The organism is Affinirhizobium lemnae (assembly GCF_022968395.1).
GTDB lineage: Bacteria > Pseudomonadota > Alphaproteobacteria > Rhizobiales > Rhizobiaceae > Neorhizobium > Neorhizobium lemnae.
The window spans coordinates 1-26,996 of the sequence record NZ_JALJQZ010000005.1; the positions used below are offsets into that span (position 1 = coordinate 1).

At 58.0% G+C, this 26,996-nt stretch carries 18 protein-coding genes; 11 read left to right on the forward strand and 7 right to left on the reverse strand.

Annotated features, from left to right (window positions below; all coding sequences use genetic code 11):
- Positions 1-71 precede the first annotated feature (71 nt).
- The 6 genes from MUU53_RS04525 to MUU53_RS04550 form a co-directional block, all read right to left on the reverse strand.
- Positions 72-959: a phage major capsid protein gene (locus MUU53_RS04525; RefSeq protein WP_247259826.1), complete on the reverse strand. Its 888-nt coding sequence runs from the start codon at positions 957-959 to the stop codon at positions 72-74.
- 477 nt (positions 960-1,436) lie between these two features.
- Positions 1,437-1,715, reverse strand: coding sequence for a hypothetical protein (locus MUU53_RS04530; protein ID WP_247259827.1), 279 nt, complete (start codon positions 1,713-1,715; stop codon positions 1,437-1,439).
- Between the two features lie 497 nt (positions 1,716-2,212).
- Complete coding sequence (locus tag MUU53_RS04535) at positions 2,213-3,064, reverse strand: helix-turn-helix domain-containing protein (RefSeq protein WP_247259828.1); 852 nt, start codon at positions 3,062-3,064, stop codon at positions 2,213-2,215.
- Positions 3,057-3,389, reverse strand: a complete 333-nt coding sequence (locus MUU53_RS04540; protein ID WP_247259829.1) for a hypothetical protein — start codon at positions 3,387-3,389, stop codon at positions 3,057-3,059. The genes MUU53_RS04535 and MUU53_RS04540 overlap by 8 nt, the downstream gene beginning before the upstream one ends.
- Positions 3,390-3,480: 91 nt before the next feature.
- A complete protein-coding gene (locus MUU53_RS04545; RefSeq protein ID WP_247259830.1) occupies positions 3,481-4,068 on the reverse strand; it encodes a hypothetical protein in 588 nt (195 codons plus the stop codon).
- A gap of 1,162 nt (positions 4,069-5,230) precedes the next feature.
- Entirely contained in the window at positions 5,231-5,548 is a 318-nt protein-coding gene (locus tag MUU53_RS04550) for a hypothetical protein (RefSeq protein ID WP_247259831.1), read from the reverse strand.
- A 229-nt stretch (positions 5,549-5,777) separates the two neighbouring features.
- On the opposite strand from MUU53_RS04550, the gene MUU53_RS04555 reads away from it, so the two are divergent.
- Positions 5,778-7,568: a chloride channel protein gene (locus MUU53_RS04555; RefSeq protein WP_247259950.1), complete on the forward strand. Its 1,791-nt coding sequence runs from the start codon at positions 5,778-5,780 to the stop codon at positions 7,566-7,568.
- 83 nt (positions 7,569-7,651) lie between these two features.
- Here the strand turns inward: MUU53_RS04555 and MUU53_RS04560 are convergent, their stop codons facing one another.
- On the reverse strand, positions 7,652-8,686 hold the full coding sequence (locus MUU53_RS04560; RefSeq protein ID WP_062555740.1) for a glutamine synthetase beta-grasp domain-containing protein: 1,035 nt from the start codon (positions 8,684-8,686) through the stop codon (positions 7,652-7,654).
- Between the two features lie 396 nt (positions 8,687-9,082).
- Between MUU53_RS04560 and MUU53_RS04565 the strand changes: the two genes are divergently transcribed.
- From MUU53_RS04565 to MUU53_RS04610, 10 genes are all read left to right on the forward strand, one after another.
- Positions 9,083-9,286 (forward strand): DUF2735 domain-containing protein, encoded by a 204-nt coding sequence (locus tag MUU53_RS04565; protein ID WP_247259832.1) that lies wholly within the window; start codon positions 9,083-9,085, stop codon positions 9,284-9,286.
- A gap of 361 nt (positions 9,287-9,647) precedes the next feature.
- The gene (locus tag MUU53_RS04570; protein WP_247259833.1) at positions 9,648-12,971 is read left to right on the forward strand and encodes a transglutaminase family protein; all 3,324 of its coding nucleotides are present in this window, start codon (positions 9,648-9,650) and stop codon (positions 12,969-12,971) included.
- Between the two features lie 10 nt (positions 12,972-12,981).
- A complete protein-coding gene (locus MUU53_RS04575; RefSeq protein ID WP_377307115.1) occupies positions 12,982-15,384 on the forward strand; it encodes a circularly permuted type 2 ATP-grasp protein in 2,403 nt (800 codons plus the stop codon).
- 3 nt (positions 15,385-15,387) lie between these two features.
- Positions 15,388-16,266 carry a transglutaminase family protein gene (locus MUU53_RS04580; protein ID WP_247259834.1) on the forward strand — a complete coding sequence of 293 codons (879 nt, stop codon included), beginning with the start codon at positions 15,388-15,390 and terminating at the stop codon, positions 16,264-16,266.
- Between the two features lie 114 nt (positions 16,267-16,380).
- Positions 16,381-17,646, forward strand: coding sequence for a vWA domain-containing protein (locus MUU53_RS04585; protein WP_247259835.1), 1,266 nt, complete (start codon positions 16,381-16,383; stop codon positions 17,644-17,646).
- Between the two features lie 227 nt (positions 17,647-17,873).
- Entirely contained in the window at positions 17,874-20,336 is a 2,463-nt protein-coding gene (locus MUU53_RS04590; protein ID WP_247259836.1) for a glycogen/starch/alpha-glucan phosphorylase, read from the forward strand.
- Positions 20,336-22,549, forward strand: coding sequence for a 1,4-alpha-glucan branching protein GlgB (gene glgB / locus MUU53_RS04595; RefSeq protein ID WP_247259837.1), 2,214 nt, complete (start codon positions 20,336-20,338; stop codon positions 22,547-22,549). The genes MUU53_RS04590 and glgB overlap by 1 nt, the downstream gene beginning before the upstream one ends.
- A gap of 26 nt (positions 22,550-22,575) precedes the next feature.
- Positions 22,576-23,838 carry a glucose-1-phosphate adenylyltransferase gene (glgC, locus tag MUU53_RS04600; protein WP_247259838.1) on the forward strand — a complete coding sequence of 421 codons (1,263 nt, stop codon included), beginning with the start codon at positions 22,576-22,578 and terminating at the stop codon, positions 23,836-23,838.
- 83 nt (positions 23,839-23,921) lie between these two features.
- Positions 23,922-25,367: a glycogen synthase GlgA gene (glgA, locus tag MUU53_RS04605; protein ID WP_247259952.1), complete on the forward strand. Its 1,446-nt coding sequence runs from the start codon at positions 23,922-23,924 to the stop codon at positions 25,365-25,367.
- On the forward strand, positions 25,367-26,995 hold the full coding sequence (locus MUU53_RS04610) for an alpha-D-glucose phosphate-specific phosphoglucomutase (protein ID WP_247259839.1): 1,629 nt from the start codon (positions 25,367-25,369) through the stop codon (positions 26,993-26,995). Before glgA ends, MUU53_RS04610 begins: the two co-directional genes overlap by 1 nt.
- The last annotated feature ends 1 nt before the right edge of the window (position 26,996 follow it).

Genomic DNA, 26,996 nt, shown 5'->3' on the forward strand with positions numbered 1-26,996 from the left:
CAAGCCGGAGGTCTCTCCACTACGATGTAGAACTCGTCCAGTCCTCCACCGTAGGTGGAGGTTTACTTTGATTACAACGGACGTGCGCTGTCAGAAGCCTCTGACATCGGCACGGTCAGGAAACCGCGAGGCTTCTTGATACCGTCACCAAACGCGAAGGCGCTGCCTTCCTGAATGTTAAATTCATCCGTGACATTCTCAGCGACAAAGGTTTCCAGATTGAACTGGCTGTCATCGATCATCCACTGTGTGAGCGATGGATAGGCGTAGACTTCACCCATCGGCGGAACGATCTCGCCCAACAGCGGGGTTTCTGTTTCGTTGCGAGGATCACGTTCCCCGACCCAGCCAGCAGTTGCGCCACGGCGATTGATCAGTTTCTTATAATCGCTGGTGCTGACCAGGACGCCCCCGCCCGTCGCGGCTCGCATCGGTGACAGCGCGATAAGTTGGTTCTGGATAAGGCGATCAATTTGCGTCGGGACAGTGAAGCCGCCATCCGGGCCGGAGTCGCTCGACATTCCAGCGCGGGGCTGAAGGTTCAGCATTGCATCCGGCTTGCCGCTGCGCAGAAACTCTGTCACCGCAGCGCTTGCCTGCTTCATTTCGGGATTGCCACCGCCATCAGCCGCGCCGCCGAGCTTCATCGCAGCGATTTGGGCGTTCAGCTGATCGATATGGCCGTTCATTTCGTTCAGTTCGCGCTTGTGGCCGGACTTGAACTCCTCAACGCTCGCCTGAAGTTGGGCAAAGATCGCAGCGTTTGCCCGCACGGAAACGATACCGCGCATCCGCGAATTCATCGGAGCAAGCATTACCATCGCCATATTTGTCGCAACGGCGTGGGGTTCGGTGAACAGCATGGTGACCGGATGAGCCATGGCTGGAGAGAGCGACATGGCGACGGCGAAGGTGCAAAGCGCAACGAGTGCGAGACCGAGGATAATGTTCTTTGTCATGGGATAGTCCTAGCTTTTGCCTGTGGGTCAGACTTTGAAGAGAGCAAGCAACTGTTGGGCTTGTTCGGATGTCAGCTCTTCAGGGTCCGGTTCACTTTCGGTTTCGTCTTCACCGATGGATTGCCAGCCGTTTGCAGCTATGGCTTTGGCAGCGGTGCGTGAAAATCCGTGTGTGCGGAGAAATGCTTCGAAGTCGCGGCGCGACCTGATCGCATCGGCGGAAGATGTTGGCTCTGCTGAGGAGAGGTGAGACATTCCACCAGGCGCATTAACGGACAAGGTTCCGCAGTCGTCAGAGGCGGCTTCAGGCTCGTTGCGCTCCTCTTGCCTGCATCCCGCAGGGTTCAATTCGCTCAACTCGACTTGCGCCGGATCTTCTGATTTTGGAGTTGCCTCGTTTGCCCAGCATCCCGCTGGCGGCTTTCGTCTGACACGGCGGCAAAGCTGTCACAAACTTCTGAGGCTGACAAGAGGGCTTCATTCGACGACATGAAGATTTCCCCGCTTTGGCGCTTCAGGTGCGCGAAACACGTCCGCCATGCCGGACAGAATGTCCGCGAACTCGAAGCGGTTGATACCGCTTCCGAGCATCACCGCAGCCGCAGCGCCATTCACGACGCCTTCGAGGATGGCTTCAGGCGAGAAGCCTTGCTGGCCGAATTTAGGCCAAAGGTTGAAGACAGCATTGGCGATGGCCTTCGCCTGCATTTCGTGCCGAGCAGCGGCGGCATCAGGCGTCTGGTTATCGTTGTTCATTCGAAGATCCTCAGGTGAAGTTGAAGGTGGATTGATTGTCGTTCGGCGCTGCTGAGGCGCTGAAAAAGGCGCGTTTGCAGGCTGGTGAGCACCAATGCGGGACGCGACCAGCCGCGCGGCGCGGAGCTGGAAAGACCTCGCCACATTGGCGGCAGGTGAGACGTTGCGGGTTTGGCTTCGAGGCCTTCTGACGCCATGCCTTCATCTGCTGGTTCTTCGATGCAGATCGGCAGGCGGGCGAACAAAACCGCAGCGGGCGACCATTTGGCGGAGTCTGTTCGAAGGGCGCGCCACATTCAGCGCAGGCTGCAGTGAGCGGTTTTCGTGCGGCGACCGGCACGGAAAGCGGAAGCTGGTCGCCCCCCGTATCCTCCAATTGTCCAGGTACACAAAAAATTTTTCCTACCGTTTTTTTTATCGCGCCGGGTTTTTTTGACATAGGCGGGCGGTCAGGGGGAGTTTGCGCCAGACTTTTGGCCGGGGGGTGGGTCTTGCGTTCACATCCCATCGCGCAGCCCCTTGGCCGACAAAATCGGTAAATCTGGCAAATCATTCCGTCCGTGCGATTGGTCCAAGCTCCACAGTGATCCGCCTGTTTCACGCTGCCTTACGGGCGCTGCTTGCGTGAAGCGATCCGCATAGACCGCAAGCGGTGCAGGATGTTTTTGCTCATTTCGGAGGGGTTCAACACGCTGAGCGTGTGAGGGTTTTCGAGCGAATGCCGCACTCACCTTCTCAAAAGCCGAAATCTTGGCATCGTCTGGCTTAGAGAGGTCTTTTTTAACTCCAGTCACTGAAGTGTTCAAACGTTTGAACCCTATCCCTCGCGTGATCCAACCTATCCAGCGACTGCAAACAATGCGAATGACGTTGGTGAGGCTCTTGCGCCCTTGCTGTGGCCGCTCTCGCACCGACACATGTCCGAGATCTTTAGAACGCGCTTTGCGAAGAGCGTTTTGAACAGTCGTTCGGCTAACGCCTGCAATTCGTGCCAACTCATCAAGACACAGATCGCAGAAACCTTTGCGCTTGCATGTATCAGCGACAACACCAAGCACTGCTTGTTCAGCCAAGCTGTAATGAGCTTTGACATCCGGTGGCGTGTTCGCGCCTGCCCACTTGCGCCGACGCGCAATCATCTTGGCGCGATCCTCGTCAGTGTGTTTGGCTACACGAATAGAGCGGACGGCCTTGGCGGCGGCACTGACTAGACCTTGACGCTCGTGTGCCTTCGTCACGCCTTTGGTCGCGAGCCCTTCCTCGAAGCGACGAACAATGGCGCTGTCAGATCGAAGACTGAAACGCTGGTTCAATCTGAGAAGCGCCGGAGACGGTGTCAGATCAGCCATGATCATACACCTCCTCGAAGCCAGCACTCGTAAGAGCACATGCCCAGGCAACAGCGGCCATCAGTTGATCAGCATTCAGCTTGAACCGACGGCGCAGGACGGGCCAAACAGGTCCGCGAACCTCATCCCAATTGGCCGCCAGCCATTGAGCGGCGCGCTCAAATTCGCCCAAGCTATGCCCAAGAAACAGCGCTGATGAAGCGAGGAGAAGCTTGAAATGGCGCTTCAAGCTCGATAGATGATGCCGCGTTTCCGGTAGGCGTACCGTGTTGACATCGTAGGGGTCACAAGTTCGATCCTTGTCACGCCCACCATTCCTATTCAAAAAGGCCTTCAGAGCGATCTGGAGGCCTTTTGGTTTTAGGGCACGAAATTCCGTTCGCCCTCCTGAACATGAGTAGGCCAGAGGGCCAAGGCTATTCTTTCCATCGGCATTCGATAACGCCGTCCAAGGCCTCTATGGCACGCCCGAGTGCGCGGTAGTTTATTTTCTTGCCGATCCATCCGGCGCGCTGAAAATAGCACCCTGTGCGAGCCGCCTTGTCGAGATCCTTCATTGTCCAGCGAATTTCCAGGCAACGCTGTCGCACGTCATCGAGTGCGGGATGACCTGTGCTTTTGTAGGTTGATCTGACCGCGCGACAGAATCCGTGATAGCGCGCCACCTGGCAGATATTCGTCCAACTGGAGTGCGGAAAGGCCTCTACGATTTCCTGGACGCTGGCTATTGGATAGAGACGTCTCAGCTTGGCGAGTTCCACGGCCGTCCAGACGTGAATTTTTCGTCTCAATCCGAGCAGTTGGCATCGATTAGCAATCGCTGCGCGCGTACGGTGTGGCAGAAGCTTGCTCATCAGATCATACTCACCCTGATGAGCAATCAGGACCGCCTCCTCCTCGCGGCTCCAGAGCCTGTCGCCCTTCATGTTCTGGCCGTGCTTACGCATCCGCCGACGGCTGCGCTGACCCATTTTCACCGCACGAGTCAAATAGTCCAGGCTCATCGCTCACCTCTGGTCGCAGCGAACGGCGTGTATCTACAGGCGCCGAGCACAAAGGCAGCTTTCCTCTTGTCCATCCCTCAGAACGCACCTGAACTGCACTGCCGTAGACGCCACCATACGGCAACTGTTGAGCACCTCCCCTTACCGACCTGAAACTTCGCTCTCGCGGTGAGAAGAGATGAAACTCACCAACCGAATTGATGAATAGCCGATCACTGTGCGACTAATACCAAATGTCGGTGATAGGGACCGATTACGCCGGAGCGATTTTGGTTTGTGGCGAGAAGAAAACCACAGTCGGACCTGAAGGTCCGGCGCCGATTTTCGACGACGTCCAAAGGCCAAAGCGCCCGATGCTTCGCACGGGCCGGATTTCCTCGATCGACTCTGTCGCAATCCTCCACCGATGCGGCAGCATCGCTCTCCGGTATGCGTCCCACGCCGGATGAAGGTCCCCGGTCCCACGAAATCGGTTCAGATCATCGACATTTGGTATTAACCCTTGCGGCATCACTCAAATCGTTGTGAGGAATCATCCGATCACCCGTTATACGAGTACAAACAGAATAAAAAGATAATGTCGTTAAATATGATAAATAATCATATTAATACATGAATTTTAAATAAGCCAGCATGATCGATCTGATGTGGATCCCCTACCGGGCTGAAACAACAACCAACAGACAGATTTTGCCTGGGCAATTCAGAACGTCGGCAAAGTCATGGGCCCGCAGATTACGCGCGCAATTGCCACGTCACCGGAAAAATCGGCTTTCTCGTCTCAGATGGCTTCAACGACAGCTCCAAGCCTGTGGCGGCGCCTAGAATCTGGTGGGTTGACCCTGCCGGAAGCCAATCAATCGCGACGTCAGCGATACGTTGGACGGCGAAGCGACAAGGTTACTATTTTCGATACCGCTTGCCCACGCGCTCGCGACGGAGACAACGGTACAATGATCGGGTCAGCCGATTCCGCCAGAGACCGTTTCACGCAGCCAGAGTTGCACATACTCTGGCTTCCCTTTCGAGGTTAGCGCGTTGGAAGACGGATCTCAGTCCGTAAGCGCTCTTTCCATGCAAATCAGAAGCTCATCGCGGATCATGAGCTTGTAAAAAGTCCTGGAGCCGGGCAGCAGATCCTGCACCCGGCTCGCGTTGAACTTTACCAGCGCGGCGGACCACCCCAGCGGCGATCCCAACCCCCGTGATGGTGATGGTGGCGCGGCGGCGGGCCCCAACCCCAGCCCGGCGGTGGCGGCGGCGGGCGGTGATAGCGCGGCGGTGGCGGTGGGCGGCGCGGTACGCACTCACCCCAGCGGTTCAATCTCCAGCCGCGCCCGCAGGCCCAGTCAACTTTCTCAATCAGACCCGATACTGCACCGTTCGCCGGAACTACTTTCGGTGCGACGGGCATGGGTTGCGCTTCGGCGGCAAGCGCGCCGGTAGCAAGGATTGCGGCAGCCAAAAACATAGACTTCATGATCGTCACCTCAGTTTCGATAATGAGGAAATTAGAAACTGGAAACTGAACGGCTTCTGAACCATCCGTTCATGAAAACGTCGCTTTCCCTCTCCTATAAGCGCCGAAACCTTGTACCAACCGTGACTTGACACTTGACGCTCTGGCTCCAATTGCCCGCAGACAAATGATCAAGGCATTCGCGGTTTGGCGCTGATTTAAGATCATGAACAGGAAGGCTGCAGGCCCGATGCAGACGCTGGCTCCCGGAGCGATATTCAAGTTCGGACAAACCTGGGGCAAGCTCCTGAAAAGGAAGGCCTTTACGCGCGGCTCCGAGATCGGACTGATCTTTTCCGGCATTCTGATCGGCATCGGCGCTGGCTGCGCGGTCAGCGGCATGAGCTGGATTTCGAAGGCCTTGCACAGCCTCATCTTCGGCATCGAAATGAGCGAGTGGCTGAGCGCCTCGGAAATTGAGAATAAACTTGTCGTGCTGTGCGCGCCCATTGTCGGAGGCATCATTCTCGGCTGCGTGCTTTTCATTCTGTCGCGTCGGCGAAAGCGCGCAATGGTCGACCCAATCGAGGCCAACGCGCTCTATGGCGGGCGCATCTCGCTGACCGACAGCGTGATCGTCGCGGTGCAGAACCTGATCTCCAACGGCTTCGGAGCCTCCGTCGGACTGGAAGCCGGCTACACCCAGCTCTCCGCAGGCCTGGCATCAAAACTTGGCTCCAAGCTCAAATTGCGGCGGGAAGACATGCGCGTCCTCGTTGGCTGCGGAGCCGCCGGTGCCATTGCCGCGGCTTTCAATGCACCGCTCACCGGCGCCTTCTACGCATTCGAGCTCATCATCGGCACCTACAGCATGGTTGCCCTGGCGCCGGTCGTTGTCTCGGCCATCGTGGCAACCTTCGTGGCGCGCGGCTTTTCCGGCGACAGCTTCCTGATCGAAGTCGGCGAAATAGGCACCATCACACCTGCGGATTACATCCCGGCCATTGCGCTGGGCGCAATCTGCGCAGGCGTCGGTATCCTGATCATGCAGGGCGTCGCCTTCATCGAGGAAACGGCGCGCAAGAGTTCGCTTCCTCCCTACCTGCGACCGGCACTTGGAGGAATCCTGATCGGGCTGATGGCCATGGTAACGCCGCAGGTTCTTTCTGCTGGACATGGCGCGCTTCATATCAATCTGGATAGCCAGGCCCCGGTGCAGGTGCTTATCTGCCTCTTCCTGCTCAAATCGGTCGCCTCGGCGGTGTCGATCGGGTCCGGCTTCCGTGGTGGCCTGTTCTTCGCATCACTCTTCATGGGCGCATTGCTTGGCAAGATATTTGCCATGCCTGCTGACTTCATCACGACCGGTTCCCTGACGCCGACCGTGCTGGCGGTGGTGGGAATGAGTGCGCTGGCCGTTGCAATCATCGGCGGCCCGCTGACCATGACCTTCCTCGCGCTGGAAATCACGGCTGACTTCCCCATCACGGCCCTCGTTCTGGCGGCCGTCATCACCTCATCGCTCGTCGTGCGAAATACATTCGGCTACTCCTTCGCGACATGGCGTTTCCACTTGCGGGGAGAAAGCATCCGCTCGGCCCATGATGTCGGCTGGATCCGCAACCTGACCGTCGACAAGCTGATGCGTGCGGATGTGAAATGCGCGAAGCTCGCTATGTCATTGGATGAGTTCCGGGAGGCATTTCCGCTCGGCTCAGCCAAGAGAGCAATCCTGCTGGACGATAACGACCGCTATGCCGGGATTGTATCGATACCGGAGGTTTACGCCGAGGAGGTCGAAAGCACGAAGCCACGGACCGAGGTCAAGGATTTTCTCCAGTTCGAGAACGACTTCCTGTTGCCGAACATGAACGCGAAGCAGGCGGCTGAAATCTTCGATCAGGCCCATGCGGAGGCTCTGCCGGTTATCAACAATCTCATCGACCGGCGCGTCATCGGCCAGCTCAGCGAAGCGCACACATTACGGCGATACTCCGAAGAACTGGATCGCCGCCGCCGTGAAGCCGTGGGCGAGATCTGAAACCTGCAAAAATCAATACTGGGAAAATGGAAACGGCGCCGGGATGACCCGACGCCGCTTCGTTATGGTCAGGGTCGAAAGGCTCAGGCAGCAGCCGAAGCAGCCGTCGGGACTTCTGCGATCGTTGCCAGAACGCGCGAAGCGATCTGGTACGGGCAACCCTGTGAGTTCGGACGACGGTCTTCCAGGTAACCCTTATAGCCGTTGTTGACGAAGGAATGCGGAACGCGGATGGAGGCGCCACGGTCGGCAACGCCGTAGGAGAACTTGTTCCACGGAGCTGTTTCATGCTTGCCGGTCAGGCGCAGGTGGTTGTCCGGGCCGTAAACGTCGATGTGCTCTTTCCAGTTCTTGGCAAAGGCTGCCATGAGCGCTTCGAAATATTCCTTGCCGCCAACTTCACGCATGTAGGTCGTGGAGAAGTTGCAGTGCATGCCCGAGCCGTTCCAGTCCGTATCGCCGAGCGGCTTGCAGTGGAATTCGACGTCGATGCCATACTTTTCGCAAAGACGAAGCAGCAGGTAGCGCGCAACCCAGATCTGGTCGGCAGCCTTCTTGGAGCCCTTGCCGAATACCTGGAATTCCCACTGGCCCTTGGCCACTTCGGCATTGATGCCTTCGTGGTTGATGCCGGCAGCGAGGCAGAGGTCGAGATGCTCTTCGACGATCTCGCGCGCAACGGAACCAACATTCTTGTAGCCGACGCCCGTGTAGTAAGGACCCTGCGGAGCCGGATAACCCTGCTCAGGGAAGCCGAGCGGACGGCCGTTCTCGTAGAAGAAGTATTCCTGCTCGAAACCGAACCAGGCGCCATCGTCGTCGAGGATCGTTGCGCGGCTGTTCGACGGATGCGGCGTAACGCCATCCGGCATCATGACTTCGCACATAACGAGAGCGCCGTTCGTACGGGCAGGATCGGGATAGATCGCAACCGGCTTCAGAACGCAATCGGAGCTATGACCTTCGGCCTGCATCGTCGAAGAGCCATCGAAGCCCCAAAGCGGCAGCTGCTCAAGCGTCGGGAATGTATCGAATTCCTTGATTTGGGTCTTGCCGCGAAGGTTTGCCACCGGCTTGTAACCATCCAGCCAAATGTACTCGAGCTTGTATTTCGTCATAGTGATCTCTCGTTTCTTATGCTGCGCGTTGTGAGCACATCCTGTTTCGCGCTTCCCTTCATGGGCGCACCGCCAGGAATGCCCATAGCAATGCATAAGCCGTGCCAGTTTGAATCGAGCCCCGCGACTCGTTGCATCGAACAAGTTCTGCACGCCGCGAGAACTCTCGAGCGAGGACAAGAGGAACTCCTCCGATCCTATGCCGTTATCAAATGGAGGCAGGGGCGAGATTACAGAAGCGGCGAACGCATACAGCCAGATTGCCACTTGCGTTTTGCGCAAAAATAATGCATTCTGAACAAAATAAACGCACCCAAAATGGTGCAAATTAAAGCATAAAGCATAAAAATTAGGCAAAAGCATATCCGGACGGAAAAATGCACCAAGGATAAGACCATGACGACAGCAAGCCCCGAGCATACAGCACAGATCATTCAGTTTCCCGTTGGAGGCCTCAAAGGCCGCCGCGATTTCATGGCGCGGATCGAGAAGAAGGCTGTGGAAGCCAACCCCGCGCTTTGCGATCTGGCTTTCGGTGGCGGCTGGTATCATGCCGAGGCGATCAAGGACTCTGCTCCTTCAGCAGGCAAGCCGTCCTGATTGATCTGCCTACTGAAAAGGCTAAATCGTCTAATTTTTAATCATGAGCTGCGAAATTAAGCAATTTCGCAGCTCATTCCTTTTGCAGCAGACGCGACCCGACTCTGAATGCAGCATCCCGCCCAAGGCTTTTGCAGCGCGAATTATAATTGGGCATTCGGCAAAACAAGGCGAATGGAAAATCTCTCACCTGCAAGATGAGCGCACGGCGATTTGCAGCGCATGGCTTGTCTCTACTGTGGTGAAGAGCTGCCCGCGCCTATCGGCAACTTGAAACACCTTGCTTTATTCTCCTGCATTGCACAAACTTGAACCCGCAGTTCGGTGACGGGTATCTGTTTGCGGCCCGGCAAGGAGTTTCATGTCCATCAAAGCCAGCATCTACCATCTTACGCATTATATGTATGACAAGCCGGTTCGATTGGGACCGCAGATCATCCGCCTGAAGCCCGCAGCCCATTCCCGAACGCGCGTTCTCAGCCATTCGCTTAAGGTGACCCCCGAAAATCACTTCGTAAATCTGCAGCAGGACCCTTACGGAAATTATCTCGCTCGCTTCGTGTTTCCGGACCCCGTGACGGAATTCAAGATCGAAGTTGACCTGATAGCCGACATGACGGTCTACAACCCCTTCGACTTCTTTGTCGAAGAGGAAGCGACGAAGTGGCCCTTCGAATATCCTGAGAATCTGGTCGAGGATCTTTCGATCTATCGAAAGCCGGAGCCGACCGGCCCTCTCCTGACAAAGTTTCTTGAAACTATCGACAAGAGCCCACACCAGCCGACTGTTGATATGGTGGTGGCGCTGAACGCCCGCCTGCAACGCGAGATCGGCTATATCGTTCGCATGGAACCCGGCGTGCAGACGCCTGAAGAAACGCTGGAGCGCGCCAAGGGATCCTGCCGCGACACGAGCTGGCTTCTGGTGCAGATCCTGCGCCATCTTGGTTTGGCGGCACGCTTCGTTTCCGGTTACCTCATCCAGTTGACGCCGGATCTGAAGGCCCTCGACGGCCCCTCTGGCACTGAGGTGGATTTCACCGACCTGCATGCCTGGGCGGAGGTTTATCTTCCGGGCGCCGGTTGGGTGGGTCTGGACCCGACCTCGGGCCTGCTGACCGGCGAAAGCCACATTCCGCTGGCTGCTACCCCTCATTATAAGAACGCAGCCCCGATTTCCGGCGGTTATTACGGCGAGGCCGAAACCAGCTTCGACTTCGATATGAAGGTCTCGCGCGTTGCCGAGCACCCGCGCATCACCAAGCCATTTTCCGATGAAAGCTGGGATGCGCTGAATGCACTGGGCGAACAGGTCGACGCCGTTCTCAAGGCGCAGGATGTGCGCCTCACCATGGGCGGCGAACCGACCTTCGTGTCCATTGATGACTTCCAGTCGGAGGAGTGGAACACCGCAGCCGTTGGCCCCACCAAGCGCGACCGTGCCGATGTGCTGATTCGCAAGCTGCGCGAGCGCTTCGCCCCTGGTGGTTTTCTGCATTATGGTCAGGGAAAATGGTATCCGGGCGAAAGCCTACCGCGCTGGACGTTCTCGCTTTACTGGCGCAAGGACGGGTTACCGATCTGGTCGGACCCGGATTTGATCGCCGTCGAGAAGCGCGATCATAAAGTAACCCACGAAGACGCGGCAAGACTTCTTCAGGCGATTGCGCTGGAGCTGGACCTTTCGACAGAGAATGTCGCCCCTGCCTACGAAGATCCGGCAGAGTGGATCGTGCGGGAAGCAAACCTGCCCGAGAATGTCGATCCGGCCAATTCCAAGCTCAAAGACCCGGAGGAACGCAGCCGCATTGCAAAAGTCTTTTCCCAGGGGCTTAACAATCCGGCCGGTTATGTCCTGCCGGTTCAGGCCTGGCAGACGCGCGCTTCGGGCCGCAGCTGGGTCAGCGAAAAATGGCGTACGCGTCGCGGGCGGCTTTACCTCATTCCGGGCGACAGCCCTGTCGGCTTCCGCCTGCCGCTGAACTCGCTACCCTATATTGCGCCGTCCTGGTATCCCTACATCAATCCGGTCGATCCAACCGTCGAGCGTCCGCCTCTTCCGGACTTCTCGACCGAGAAGGGCCGCGTCATGCCGGAGCATTCGCTGCGGCCCGATATTACACAGCAGACCCAGCTCGGCCAATCCTATGAGGAAATCGGCGGACGCGTGCGCACGGCCATCTCCGTGGAAGTGCGCGATGGACGGGTCTGCGTCTTCATGCCGCCGACCGCCGCGCTGGAGGAATATCTCGATCTCATCGCCTCGGCGGAACGTGCGGCGAGGGCGCTCAATCTGCCGGTTCATATCGAGGGTTATACGCCACCGCATGATGAGCGGCTGAATGTCATCCGGGTTGCGCCAGATCCGGGTGTCATCGAGGTCAACATCCATCCGGCTTCCAACTGGAAGGAATGCGTGGAGATCACCACCGCCATCTACGAAGAAGCCCGCCTGAGCCGTCTGGGTGCCGACAAGTTCATGATCGATGGCCGCCACACCGGCACCGGCGGTGGCAACCATGTGGTTGTAGGCGGCGCAAACCCGAACGACAGCCCCTTCCTGCGCAGGCCGGACCTTTTGAAGAGCCTTGTGCTGCACTGGCAGCGACACCCCTCCCTCTCCTATCTCTTCTCGGGCCTGTTCATCGGCCCGACCAGTCAGGCCCCACGTATCGACGAAGCTCGCCACGACAGCCTCTACGAGCTGGAAATCGCGCTGGCGCAGGTGCCGGCGCCCGGCCAAGGTGTGCCTCCCCTGCCCTGGCTGGTGGATCGCCTGTTCCGCAATCTCCTGACGGATGTCACTGGCAATACCCATCGTTCGGAAATCTGCATCGACAAGCTGTTCTCCCCCGATGGCCCGACAGGACGCCTGGGCCTGGTCGAGTTCCGCGGTTTCGAAATGCCGCCGAACGCACGCATGTCTTTGGCTCAGCAATTGCTGGTGCGGGCACTGATTGCGCGTTTCTGGAAGAACCCGGCACAGGGATCCTTCGTCCGATGGGGAACGGCGCTCGCCGACCGTTTCATGCTGCCGCACTTCGTCTGGGCAGATTTCATGGACGTTCTCGCCGATCTTCGTGACAACGGTTTCGATCTGCGCCCCGAATGGTTCACCGCCCAGCTGGAATTCCGATTCCCCTTCTTCGGCGAAGTGGAATATGAGGGCGCGAAACTGGAAATCCGGCAGGCGCTGGAGCCATGGCATGTCATGGGCGAACAGGGCGCAATCGGCGGCACCGTGCGTTACGTCGATTCCTCGGTCGAGCGTCTTCAGGTCCGGCTGGAGACCAGCAATCCATCGCGCTACCGCGTGGCATGCAATGGCCGCAATGTCCCACTTGCGTCGACAGGTGCGTCCGGGGTCGCCGTAGCCGGTGTCCGCTTCAAGGCATGGCAACCCGCATCGGGCCTGCACCCGGTTCTGCCCGTTAATTCGCCGCTCACTTTCGACATCTATGATACATGGTCGAACCGCTCAATCGGTGGCTGCGTCTACCATGTCGCTCATCCCGGAGGTCGCAATTACGAGACATTCCCGGTGAATGGCAACGAAGCGGAAGCAAGAAGGCTTGCGCGATTCGAACCTTGGGGGCATACGGCTGGCCGCTATACGTTGATGGCAGAGCTGCCCTCCGCCGAATTCCCGCTGACGCTTGATCTGCGTCGGCCGATAGGAGTGTGAATTGTCAGTGATCCCGGTAACAGAGCTGGACTATGCAGCCGAGGCGGTGGAAGGAGATCCCATCCTCGGCTACCAGGCCTTGCCGGGCGTGTCTGACGAAATGCTGGATCGGGACGGTCAGATCCGTCCTGTCTGGCAGAACCTGATTTCCTCGCTCAGCTGCATGCCGGAAGGGGAATTGCACGAACGGTTTGCCCGCGCAGACCGCTACCTGCGCGATGCGGGCGTCTTCTATCGCTCTTACGCCGGACAGGGAAGCGCCGAGCGCGCCTGGCCAATCTCGCACGTTCCGGTCGTGATCGATGGCAAGGAGTGGAAGAAGGTCTCGGAAGGGCTTATCCAGCGCGCAGACCTGCTGGAGAAGATCGTTTCCGATATTTATGGCGAGAACCGGCTGGTGCGCGAAGGCATTCTGCCACCTGCGCTGATTGCTTCAAACCCGGAGTTCCTGAGACCTCTGGTCGGTATCAAGCCATCCAGCGGCTATCATCTGCATTTCTGCTCATTCGAGATCGGTCGTGGACCGGACGGCAACTGGTGGGTTCTGGCAGATCGCACACAAGCGCCCTCCGGTGCCGGTTTCGCATTGGAAAACCGCGTTGCGACTACTCGCGCTTTCTCCGAAATCTATGGCGAAAGCCATGTCCATCGACTTGCCTCCTTCTTCGGAGCGTTTCGCGATGCGCTGCAGGCACAGAAACGGTATCCGGATGACCGGATCGCCGTTCTGACCCCCGGCCCGGCCAACGAAACCTATTTCGAACATGCCTATATTGCCCGCTATCTCGGCTTCATGCTGCTGGAAGGCGAGGATCTCACCGTCGTCAACAACAGGGTCATGGTGCGCACCGTCGCAGGCCTCAAACCTGTCAGCGTTCTCTGGCGCCGTCTCGACGCGCCTTACGCCGATCCGCTGGAGCTGAACCAGAATTCACACATCGGCACGCCGGGAATGGTGGAAGCGCTGCGCTCCGGCTCCGTAACAATCGTCAACGGGCTCGGCTCGGGTATCCTGGAAACGCGCGCACTTCTCGCATTCACGCCAACCATTTGCCGCCATCTGCTCGGCGAAGAGCTCAAGCTGCCCTCAATAGCTACCTGGTGGTGCGGCCAGAAAAGCGAGCGCCAGCACGTGGCGGAAAACATCGAGAAGATGGTGATCGGACCCGCCTATTCCCGTGCACCCTTCTTTGACGACAACAACCAGTCGGTTCTGGGCGCGACCCGCAAGGGCGGCAAGCAATCCGTTGAAGACTGGCTGAATGCCGCAGGCGGCAAGCTGGTGGGTCAGGAAGCGGTGACGCTTTCAACGACACCGGCCTACGTCAACGGCAAGCTGATGCCCCGCCCAATGTCCTTGCGCGTTTTTGCAGCACGCACCGAAAATGGCTGGCAAATCATGCCCGGCGGCTTTGCCCGCATTGGCTCTGGCGACGATGTGGCTGCGATTGCCATGCAGGCTGGTGGAACCGCTGCAGACGTCTGGATCGTATCCGACAAGCCGGTTGAAAAGCCATCGCTCCTGCCGCCGGAAGAAAGCTTCTCCCGCAACATGCCGGGCAGCCTGCCGAGCCGCGCCGCCGACAATCTGTTCTGGCTTGGCCGCTACATCGAGCGGGCGGAAGGTGCGCTGCGAATCCTTCGGTCGTGGCATATGCGCTATGCCGAAAGCGCCGATCCTGAACAGCCGCTGCTGGCCGATGTCTCGCGCTATCTCAAAGGCGTCGATATCGACATGGTGAAGGCGGTGCCGCTGCCGCTCATTCGCAACATCGACAGCGCGATCTACTCCGCCAGCAATATCCGTGATCGCTTCTCGCCCGATGGCTGGCTGGCGCTGAACGATCTGGCAAAGACAGCGCGCCGCTTCCATGAGGGCGTTCAGCACGGCGACGATGCCGCCCATGCGATGACGGTGCTCCTGCGCAAGCTGGCGGGCTTTGCCGGTCTTGTGCACGAAAACATGTATCGCTTCACCGGTTGGCGCTTCCTGTCCATTGGTCGCTATCTGGAGCGCGGCCTGCACATGACGCGTCTGCTAGGTCACATGTCCGGGCCCGACGCACCGGACGGCGCGCTGGATATGCTGCTGGAGATCGGCGACAGCGTGATGACCCACCGCCGCCGCTACAATGTGAACACCGCTCGCCTGACGGTGACCGATCTTCTGGCACTCGATCCGCTCAACCCACGCTCCGTCCTTTTCCAGCTGAACGAGATCCGTACGGAAGTCGAGCAATTGCCGCATCCCTATGGCACTGGCCAGATGTCGGCGCTGGACCGGGAATCCATGCGCCTGCATTCCGGTCTCGCGGTCATGACGCCGGAGGCAATGACACCGGATGTCTACGAGCGTCTTGAGGCAGAAATGGAGAAACTCTCCGATCTGCTTGCGCAAACCTATTTCGGATAACCCATGCTTTACGATATCTCGCTCCACATGGGCTATCTTTATGACACGCCCGCCTCGGGAGCTCGCCACATCCTTCGCCTTTTGCCGCTCTCGATCCCGGACCGGCAGCGCCTGATTGCCGGTTCGGTCACCGTTGCCCCGACTGCGGAAGAGCGCAGCGACTTCATCGATTTCTTCGGACAGCAGGCAACCTCCATTTTTCTGCGCGCACAGCACGAGAAACTCGACATTCGAATGCAGGCGCGCGTGATGGTAGAGGCCGCACCGCTGACGGCAGATCTGTCGCCACAGCTGAAGGATCTGGCGGTGGAGCTTGCCGAGATTCGCTCGATCGATCCCCACGCGCCGCATCATTTCACCGGCCAGAGCCCGCGACTGCCAGACAATGCTGAGATCGCAGCCTTTGCACGAGAAACCGCAAAAGCGGGTCAGACCGTGCGGGAGATCGCGAACCTGCTTTGCGCGCGCATCTTCAAGGAATTCAAGTACGACGCCGAAGCAACGACCGTGGACACGACCCCGGCGGAGGCTTTCAAGCTGAAGCGCGGCGTCTGCCAGGACTTCAGCCACATCATGATCGTGGCGCTTAGAAGTCTGGGAATTCCGGCCGGTTATGTGAGCGGCTTCCTGCGCACCATTCCGCCACCAGGCAAGGCGCGTCTGGAAGGAGCCGACGCCATGCATGCCTGGGTGCGCATCTGGTGTGGAAAATCGACCGGCTACATAGAGCTTGATCCGACCAACAACATTCCCGCAGGAGCAGATCATATCGTCGTCGGCTATGGACGCGACTATGCCGACGTCGCACCCGTTGTGGGTGTTCTCAAATCCTACGGTACGCATCGCACTGTCCAAGCGGTGGATGTCATTCCAGTAAGCTAGCGAAACGCCTCAAATCTGGCCGGTTAGCTAAAAGTTGAACGATACAATTAGGAGTTTAGTCAGCCCTCATCGATAGACGTTAACCTGTTCTAATGAATGGGACGGACCGAAGCGATGAACCGCTCAACCTGCAGAGATCTGCTTGCCGAGGAAACCGGCAACTTCGCAATAATGACGGCCATACTGCTGCCGCTGACGATTGGCGTGGGCGGTGTCGCCCTGGACCTCACCAATGTGATGCGCGAGAAGGCCGAGATCCAGAATATCGCGGATGCCGCAACCCTGTCTGCAGCATCCAAAATGTCCAAGGACGACATTACCGAAGCTGAAGCCACGAAGATGGCAAACGACGAGATGGTGGGCCAGTATCTGGCCAATCTCGAGGCAAGCGGCCTTTCCGCAGAGGAAAGAGCCGCCGCCAAGGCCGACCTTCAGAAAAATATGAATACCGGGGCAACCATCACGTCGACCGGCGGCACCAGCAAGAATTTCGAAGTTCGGATGAACCTCAAGGCAAACGTGCAACTAAGCGGCCTGACGCGTATTCTGGGCTTTGAAAAAATCCCGATTTCTATTTCCAGCATTTCGGCCAGCGCCCGCGAAGGCAACGCGCTTTCCATGTATCTGGTACTGGACGAGTCTGGCTCCATGGCCTGGGATACGACAACAGTCGATCCGCTCAAGCCGACCAGGACTGTGACCGGCTGGTATCAATGCGGCACTTATCAGTGCTGGGGCAACTATCAGGTTACAAACTACGTCACCAAGATCGCTGCGCTGAAAACAGCGGCAGGCGTGATGATGACCGAGCTTCTGAAGGCCGCCGCACCTGATCTGAGCAATGCAACGGCGCAGGAAACGGAAGCCATGAAGCTGATCAGAATCGGGGCCGTTTCCTACACGCACGAAACCAAGACCGAGCAGAAACCAGCCTGGGGAACGACGACTGCCAGGAGTTACGTTGCTGCTCTTCCGACTGTACCGGTAGGGGGAACGGACGCAAGTGGAGCAATGGCTATGGCCTATGCAGATCTTCAGAAGGCAAATCCGACAGAGGAAGCTCAGCACAAGGCCAAAAAGAACTTCGGCTTTTCGCGCTTCATCGTGCTGATGACCGATGGTGAAATGACCGGTTACAGCAATGCCTGGAACAAGGGCATCGATGACAAGGTTCGTGCCGCATGCACGCAAGCCAAAGCGGACGGTATTACCGTCTTTACGGTTGCCTTCATGGCGCCGGACAAGGGTAAGGATCTGCTGCAGGCCTGCGCCAGCAACAAGGAAAGCTACTACGAGTCGTCAAATATGGCCGATCTCGTGGCTGCATTCGGTGACATTGGGCGAAAGGCAGCCAAGACACAAACGCGCTTGACAAACTAATACAACACGCACTTCTGAGGATTTACAGGCGCTTGCAAAGATGCGAGCGCCTTTCCGTTTTTCTTCAAGAGCTTGCTAGACCAAAGCGCTTTGAAAAACTCTAACAAACCCTATTGCGACCGTTGAACGCATGTGCATCATAACGATTAAATTCGACGTTGAAGAAAAGGCCATATTCTGAACCGAACGCCTCCTCCACCGTTCCCTCCAGCAAAGTTGGCAACCCAATGAATAATACGCTTTCTCCGGTAGAAATCCCGCAACCGGCTCCGCGCAGTTCCCGCCCCGAGATTATGGCGGAAGAAATCATCGAGCGCCTGACCTACCGCATCGGTAAGGACGCCAAGGTTGCCAAACCACATGACTGGTTGACCGCCACCATCCTCGTGGTTCGTGACCGTATCATCGACAAGTGGATGGAATCCACGCGTAAGGTCTACCGGACCGGCGACAAGCGCGTTTACTATCTGTCGCTCGAGTTCCTAATCGGCCGCCTGATGCGCGATGCCGTTTCCAACATGGAGCTTCTCAGCGAAATCAAGGATGCACTCGTTTCGCTAGGCGTCGATATCGATGTGATTGCGGGCCTCGAACCGGATGCTGCACTGGGCAATGGCGGTCTCGGTCGACTGGCAGCCTGTTTCATGGAAAGCATGGCAACAGTCGATATTCCCGCCTATGGCTACGGCATTCGCTATGTGCACGGCCTCTTCCGTCAGCAGATGGCCGACGGCTGGCAGGTGGAACTGCCCGAGACCTGGCTTGCGCACGGAAATCCTTGGGAATTCGAGCGACGTGAAAGCTCCTATGAAATCGGCTTCGGCGGCTCGGTGGAAAGCGTCGGCGGCTATGATGATCCGCCGCGTTTCGTCTGGAAGCCTGCGGAACGTTTCATCGCCATGGCCTATGACACGCCAATCGTTGGCTGGCGCGGCAAGCGCGTCAACACGCTGCGTCTCTGGTCCGCCCAGCCGATCGATCCGATCCTGCTCGACGCATTCAACGCCGGTGACCACATCGGTGCGCTGCGTGAAAGCAACAAGGCGGAGACCCTGACCCGCGTTCTCTACCCGGCAGACGCCAATCCGGCCGGTCAGGAATTGCGTCTGCGCCAGGAATATTTCTTCTCGTCGGCTTCGCTGCAGGACATTTTGCGCCGTCACCTCCAGCAGTACCCGGACTTCACCAACCTGCACGAAAAAGTGTCGATCCAGTTGAACGACACGCACCCGGCCATTTCGATTGCCGAGTTGATTCGTCTGTTGTGTGACGTGCATGGCATGGATTTCGATCTAGCCTGGGACATTACCCGCCAGACCTTCTCCTACACCAACCACACGCTTCTGCCCGAGGCTCTGGAAAGCTGGCCGGTGCCGCTGTTCGAGCGTCTGCTGCCACGCCACATGCAGATCATCTACGCGATCAACACCAAGATCCTGCTCGATGCCCGCAAGGAAAAGAAGTTCGGCGACAGCCAGATCCGGGCGATATCGCTGATCGATGAAGGCGGCGACCGGCGCGTGCGCATGGGTAATCTCGCCTTCGTCGGCTCGCACTCTATCAATGGCGTCTCGGCGCTCCATACCGACCTGATGAAGGAAACGGTGTTCGCCGACCTCCATTCGCTCTATCCCAACCGTATCAACAACAAGACGAACGGCATCACCCCGCGTCGCTGGCTGATGCAGTGTAATCCGGGCCTGACCAACCTGCTGCGTGAAGCGATCGGACCCGAGTTCGAAGACAATACCGAGGCCCTGCGCGCACTGGACAGCTTTGCCGACGACAGCTCTTTCCAAAAGAAATTCGCCGAGGTGAAGCGTCAGAACAAGGTGCAGCTTGCCAATCTCGTGGCAGGCCGCATGGGCATTCGCATCGATCCTTCGGCAATGTTCGATATCCAGATCAAGCGCATCCACGAATATAAGCGTCAGCTTTTGAATATCGTCGAAGCGGTCGCTTTGTACGATCAGATCCGCTCCCATCCGGAGCTGGATTGGGTGCCGCGCGTCAAGTTCTTTGCGGGGAAAGCTGCGCCCAGCTACCATAACGCCAAGCTGATCATCAAACTGGCCAACGACGTGGCACGCGTGATCAACAATGATCCGGCCGTTCGGGGGCTTCTGAAGGTCGTCTTCATCCCAAACTACAACGTCTCGCTCGCCGAGGTCATGGTTCCGGCGGCAGATCTGTCCGAACAGATTTCGACGGCGGGCATGGAAGCCTCCGGCACCGGCAACATGAAGTTCGGCCTGAACGGTGCGCTGACGATCGGCACACTGGATGGCGCGAACGTCGAGATGCGCGACCATGTGGGCGAGGAAAATATCGTCATCTTCGGCATGACGGCGGATGAAGTCGCCCGCGTTCGCTCGGAAGGCCACGATCCGCGTGCCATAATCGAGCAGTCACGTGAACTGGCCCAGGCGCTCCAGGCTATCTCGTCCGGTGTGTTCTCTCCCGACGATCGTTCGCGCTTCACAGCTCTTATCGATGGCATATATAACCATGACTGGTTCATGGTGGCGGGTGACTTCGATGCCTATGCCAAGGCCCAGCGCGATGTCGACCAGATCTGGGCGGATCCGGTGTCCTGGTATGGCAAGACCATTCGCAATACGGCGCGCATGGGCTGGTTCTCGTCTGACAGAACCATCCGCCAATACGCGTCGGAAATCTGGAGAGCATGATGAGCCACTCGCCCGCATCCAAAGGCAAGAACGGACAAACACCGAGTGAACTTCCGCTTGCCGAGATCGAGGCGATCATCAGCGGTTCACATGCCAATCCCTTTGCGGTTCTTGGGCCGCACAAGTCAGGTAGCGGGATTATTGCCCGCTGCTTCATACCCGGAGCCGAAAATGTGACCGTGACGGCACTGGACGGAACCGTTCTGGGTGAACTCAGCCTTCGCCACGAAGCCGGTTTCTTCGAAGGGCCAGTAACGCTGACCTCGCTGAAGCCACTTCGCTATCGTGCACGCCGCGGCGATGCGGAATGGGCGCTGACCGATCCTTACAGCTTCGGTCCGGTGCTTGGTCCCATGGATGACTATTTCGTCCGCGAAGGGTCGCATCTGCGTCTCTTCGACAAGATGGGCGCACATCCGCTGAAGCATGAAGGCGCCGAAGGTTTTCACTTTGCCGTCTGGGCTCCCAACGCCAAGCGTGTTTCCGTGGTCGGCGACTTCAACAATTGGGACGGTCGCCGCCATGTCATGCGGCTGAGGGTCGATACCGGCATCTGGGAGATCTTTGCCCCCGATGTACTGCCCGGCAGCACTTACAAATTCGAGATCATCGGCAAGGATGGCGTGGCCCTGCCTCTGAAGGCAGACCCCTATGCACGGCGTGCCGAGCTTAGGCCACAGACGGCATCACTGACCGCACCGGAACTGGTGCAGGAATGGGAAGACGAGGCACATCGCAAGTTCTGGGCGGAATGCGACCATCGCCGCCAACCGATTTCGATCTACGAAGTTCATGCAGGCTCGTGGCGGAAACGGCCCGACGGGACTTTCCTAAGCTGGGACGAACTGGCGGCGGAACTCATTCCCTATGTCGCCGACATGGGCTTTACCCATATCGAGTTTCTGCCCATTACCGAACATCCCTTCGACCCGTCCTGGGGCTACCAGACCACCGGGCTCTACGCACCGACCGCGCGTTTTGGCGAGCCGGAGGGCTTTGCCCGCTTCGTCAACGGTTGCCACAAGGTGGGTATTGGCGTTATTCTTGATTGGGTGCCAGCCCACTTCCCGACGGACGCCCATGGGCTTCGCGAATTCGATGGCACGGCCCTCTACGAACATGCCGATCCGCGCCAGGGCTTCCACCCGGACTGGAACACGGCGATCTATAATTTCGGTCGCATCGAAGTTCTGTCCTATCTCATCAATAATGCGCTTTATTGGGCGGAAAAGTTTCATCTGGACGGTCTACGTGTCGATGCAGTCGCGTCCATGCTCTACCTCGATTATTCCCGCAAGGAAGGCGAGTGGGTTCCGAACGAATATGGCGGACGCGAGAATCTGGAGGCCGTTCGCTTCCTGCAGAAGCTGAACTCCGCCAGCTACGCCTCGCATGCGGGGCTGATGACGATTGCCGAAGAAAGCACGTCCTGGCCCAAGGTTTCGCATCCCGTGCACGAAGGCGGCCTCGGCTTCGGCTTCAAGTGGAACATGGGCTTCATGCACGATACGCTGAGCTACCTGAAGCGGGAGCCGGTGCATCGCAAGTTCCACCATAACGAACTGACCTTTGGCCTGATCTACGCCTATTCGGAAAACTTCGTTCTGCCGCTGTCCCACGATGAGGTAGTGCACGGCAAAGGGTCGCTGATTGCAAAGATGGCAGGCGATGACTGGCAGAAGTTCGCGAACCTGCGCGCCTATTACGCGTTTATGTGGGGCTATCCGGGCAAGAAGCTGCTGTTCATGGGACAGGAATTTGCGCAGTGGAGCGAGTGGAGCGAGGCACGTTCGCTCGACTGGAACCTGCTGCATTACCATCCGCATGAAGGTGTCCGCCGTCTGGTCCGCGATCTGAATTTCACCTACCGCTCCAAGCCTGCACTGCATGCACGCGATTGCGAGGGTGAAGGCTTCGAATGGCTGATCGCGGATGATTCCGACAATTCGGTCTATGCCTGGCTGCGCAAGGCGCCGGGAGAAAAGCCGGTTGCCGTCATCACCAATTTCACGCCCGTCTATCGGGAAAACTACCGTGTGCCTCTGCCGAAGGAGGGTCGCTGGCGCGAAATACTGAATACTGACGCCGAAATCTACGGCGGTAGCGGCAAGGGTAATGGTGGCAGGGTGCAAGCCGTTTCTGCCGGAGGAACCATTAACGCAGACGTCACGCTACCACCGCTTGCCACCATCATACTTGAGCCTGAAGCCTGATTTTATCGATATCTGGGAGGAACGCCATGACGACAAAACGTGTTCAACCGCTAGCCCGCGACGCCATGGCCTATGTACTGGCAGGGGGACGTGGCAGCCGTCTGAAGGAACTGACGGATCGCCGCGCAAAGCCTGCGGTCTATTTCGGCGGCAAGGCCCGCATCATTGATTTCGCTCTCTCGAATGCCTTGAATTCAGGTATTCGCCGCTTCGGCGTTGCCACCCAGTACAAGGCGCACTCGCTGATCCGCCACCTGCAGCGCGGCTGGAACTTTCTGCGGCCCGAACGAAACGAAAGCTTCGATATTCTGCCTGCCTCTCAGCGCGTCTCCGAAACGCAATGGTATGAAGGCACAGCCGATGCGGTTTACCAGAACATCGATATCATCGAGGCCTATAATCCGGAATATATGGTCATTCTTGCGGGCGACCACATTTACAAGATGGACTACGAGCTGATGCTGCAGCAGCACGTGGATTCCGGCGCCGATGTAACCGTCGGCTGCCTCGAAGTGCCGCGCATGGAAGCGACCGGCTTCGGTGTCATGCATGTCAACGAAAAGGACGAGATCAGCGCTTTCGTAGAAAAGCCCGCCGATCCGCCGGGCATGCCCGACAAGCCGGACTACGCGCTTGCATCCATGGGCATTTATGTCTTCCATACCAGATTCCTGATGGAATGCCTGCGCCGCGATGCTGCAGATCCAGGCTCCAGCCGCGATTTCGGCAAAGATATCATTCCGTGGATCGTGGCGAACGGCAAGGCTGTCGCGCACCGCTTTGCGCAATCCTGCGTGCGCTCCGATTTCGAAAAACAGGCCTATTGGCGCGATGTGGGAACGATCGACGCCTATTGGCAGGCGAATATCGATCTGACGGGCATCGTTCCCGAACTCGATATCTATGACAAATCATGGCCGATCTGGACCTATGCGGAGATCACTCCGCCGGCAAAGTTCGTTCACGACGACGAAAACCGCCGGGGCTCTGCCGTATCGTCGGTCGTATCGGGTGATTGCATCATCTCGGGCTCGGCCCTATCCAACAGCCTTTTGTTTACCGGCGTACGCGCAAACTCATATTCACGCCTTGAAGGTGCGGTCATCCTTCCGAATGTGCGCATCGGACGGCGCGCCCATCTGAAAAATGTGGTGATCGATGCGGGCGTCACCATTCCGGAAGGTCTGGTCGTGGGAGAAGATCCAGAACTCGATGCCAAGCGGTTCCGCCGGAGCGAGAACGGAATCTGCCTGATCACGCAGCCGATGATCGACAAACTGGATCTCTGACGCATCTGGAATTCGGGCACAGTGAGAGACGATGGAGTATCAATGCTCCATCGTGCCACTGCATGGGGGAGAAGGTGATGGGCATGAGGGTTCTGTCGGTTGCCTCGGAAGTATATCCGCTGGTGAAGACCGGAGGATTGGCCGATGTAGCTGGTGCGCTGCCGCTGGCTCTTGGCAAACTTGGTATCGAGATGAAGACGCTGATCCCCGGCTATCCGGCAGTCATGTCGGCGCTGCGCGATGTCGCCATTCGTATGACATTCGATGATCTGCTGGGTGTCAGCGCCAATGTGTTGGAAGCCAAGGTGGCCGGTCTGGAACTTCTGGTTCTGGACTGTCCCGCCCTTTTCGACCGGGCAGGCGGGCCCTATCTCGACACCCAAGGGCATGATCATTTCGACAACTGGCGGCGCTTTGCGGCGCTTTCCAAGGCGGGCGCTGAAATCGCACTCGGCAATATGCCAGGCTGGAAGCCGGATCTCGTACACGTGCACGATTGGCAAACGGGTCTGCTGCCTGCCTATCTGCGCTTTGCCGACACGCCGGCGATCCCCAGCGTGATGACCATTCATAACATCGCGTTCCAGGGTAATTTCAACGCCGATATCTTCCCCCAACTCGGGCTGCCTCCGCATGCCTTTGATATGGAAGGCGTCGAATACTACAATCAGGTCGGCTATCTGAAGGCAGGCATTCAGACCGCCTGGGCGGTAACCACCGTCAGTCCGTCCTACGCGGAAGAAATCCTGACGCCGGAATTTGGCATGGGGCTGGAAGGCCTGCTCAATCGCCGCGTCAGCGATCTGCACGGCATCGTCAACGGCATCGACGTCGACGTGTGGAACCCGCAATCCGACAAGGACGTGGCCAACCACTACTCTGTTGGCGACCTCAAGGCACGCCGCAAGAACAAGCGTGCCGTGGAAGCACAGTTCGGCCTGGTGAATGACGACGCGCCACTCTTCTGCGTCATATCCCGCCTGACCTGGCAGAAAGGCGTGGACCTGATTGCTCAGTCCGCTGACGATCTCGTGGCCATGGGCGGAAAGCTTGCGGTTCTGGGCTCCGGTGACGCGGAACTGGTGAATGCGTTGCAGGCCGCTGCGAGCCGCCATCCGGGACGTATCGGCATCAAGGTCAGCTATGACGAGCCGCTGTCGCACCTCATGCAGGCGGGCTGCGATGCCATTCTTATTCCCTCACGTTTCGAGCCTTGCGGACTGACGCAGCTTTATGGCCTTCGTTACGGTTGCGTGCCTGTGGTTTCCCGCACGGGTGGGCTGAACGATACCGTTATCGATGCCAATCCCGCCGCGCTTGCGGCAAAATCCGCCACCGGGGTCACCTTTGGCCCCGTAACGCTCGATAATTTCAAGCGCGCGCTTCGCCGCGCTGTTCGCCTCCATGGCGACACAAAGACATGGGTTCAGATGCAAAAACAGGGCATGAAATCCGACGTGAGTTGGGAAAAGAGTGCCGGGCTTTACGCCGAACTATACTCCAGCCTTCTTCCGAAAGGTTCGCATTGATGATCAAGACCGTCTCGACCACACCCTATCAGGATCAGAAACCGGGCACATCCGGCCTGCGCAAGAAGGTGCCGGTGTTCGCCCGGGAAAACTATGCCGAGAACTTCATCCAGTCGATCTTCGACAGTTTGGAGGGCTTTGAGGGCAAGACGCTGGTGATCGGTGGCGATGGTCGCTACTACAACCGCGAAGTTATTCAGAAAGCCCTGAAAATGGCCGCAGCCAGCGGCTTCGGCAAGGTCATGGTCGGCAGAGGCGGCATTCTCTCTACACCAGCCGCGTCGCATGTGATCCGCAAATATGGTGCCTTCGGTGGCATCGTGCTGTCGGCCAGCCACAATCCCGGTGGCCCGACGGAAGACTTCGGTATCAAGTACAATATCGGCAATGGTGGTCCCGCGCCGGAAAAAATCACCGATGCGATCTTTGCCCGCACCAAGGTCATCGATACCTACAAGATCCTCGAGGAAGCGGATGTAGATCTTGATACGGTCGGCCTCTACGCGCTGGGTGACATGATTGTCGAAGTCATCGATCCGGTGAAGGATTATGCCGACTTGATGGAGAGCTTGTTCGATTTCGGCGCGATCCGCAACCTGATCGGCTCCGGCTTCCGCGTCGTGATCGATAGTATGAGCGCTGTCACCGGACCCTATGCCGTGGAGATTTTGGAGAAGCGCCTCGGAGCGCCCGCAGGTTCGGTTCGCAACGAAGTGCCACTTCCCGAGTTCGGTCACCACCATCCGGACCCGAACCTGGTTCATGCCAAGGAACTGTATGACGATGTCATGAGCCCGCAAGGCCCAGATTTTGGTGCCGCTTCCGATGGCGATGGCGACCGCAACATGGTCGTGGGCAAGGGTATGTTCGTGACCCCATCCGATAGCCTCGCCATAATCGCCGCCAACGCGACCTGCGCGCCGGGCTATGTAGACGGCATTGCCGGTATTGCCCGCTCCATGCCGACCAGTGGCGCCGCCGACCGCGTGGCGGAGAAGCTCGGCATTGGTATGTATGAGACACCGACCGGCTGGAAATTCTTCGGTAACCTTCTGGATGCTGGCAAGGCAACCGTTTGCGGAGAAGAGAGCTTCGGCACCGGCTCCAACCATGTGCGCGAGAAAGATGGCCTCTGGGCCGTTCTCTTCTGGTTGAACATCATTGCCGCCAAGAAGAAGAGCGTGAAGGACATCGTGGAAGCCCATTGGGCCGAATACGGTCGGAACTATTATTCCCGCCACGATTATGAGGAAGTGGATACGGACGCCGCCAACGGGCTGGTTGCTGCCCTTCGCGAAAAACTCAGCTCCCTGCCTGGCCAGAGCTTCGGCGCGCTGAAAGTCGAAGCCGCGGATGATTTCGCCTACAACGATCCAGTGGACGGTTCGGTCTCAAAAAACCAGGGCATCCGCGTGCTGTTCGAAGGTGGCAGCCGTGTAGTGTTCCGCCTCTCCGGCACCGGCACATCGGGCGCTACGCTGCGGCTCTATGTGGAGCGTTATGAGCCTGATGCGTCCCGCCATGACATCGAAACACAGGCAGCACTGGCCGATCTGATTGCCGTGGCAGATGAGATTGCGGAAATCAAAAAGCGGACGGGCCGCGATGCGCCGACAGTCATAACCTAAG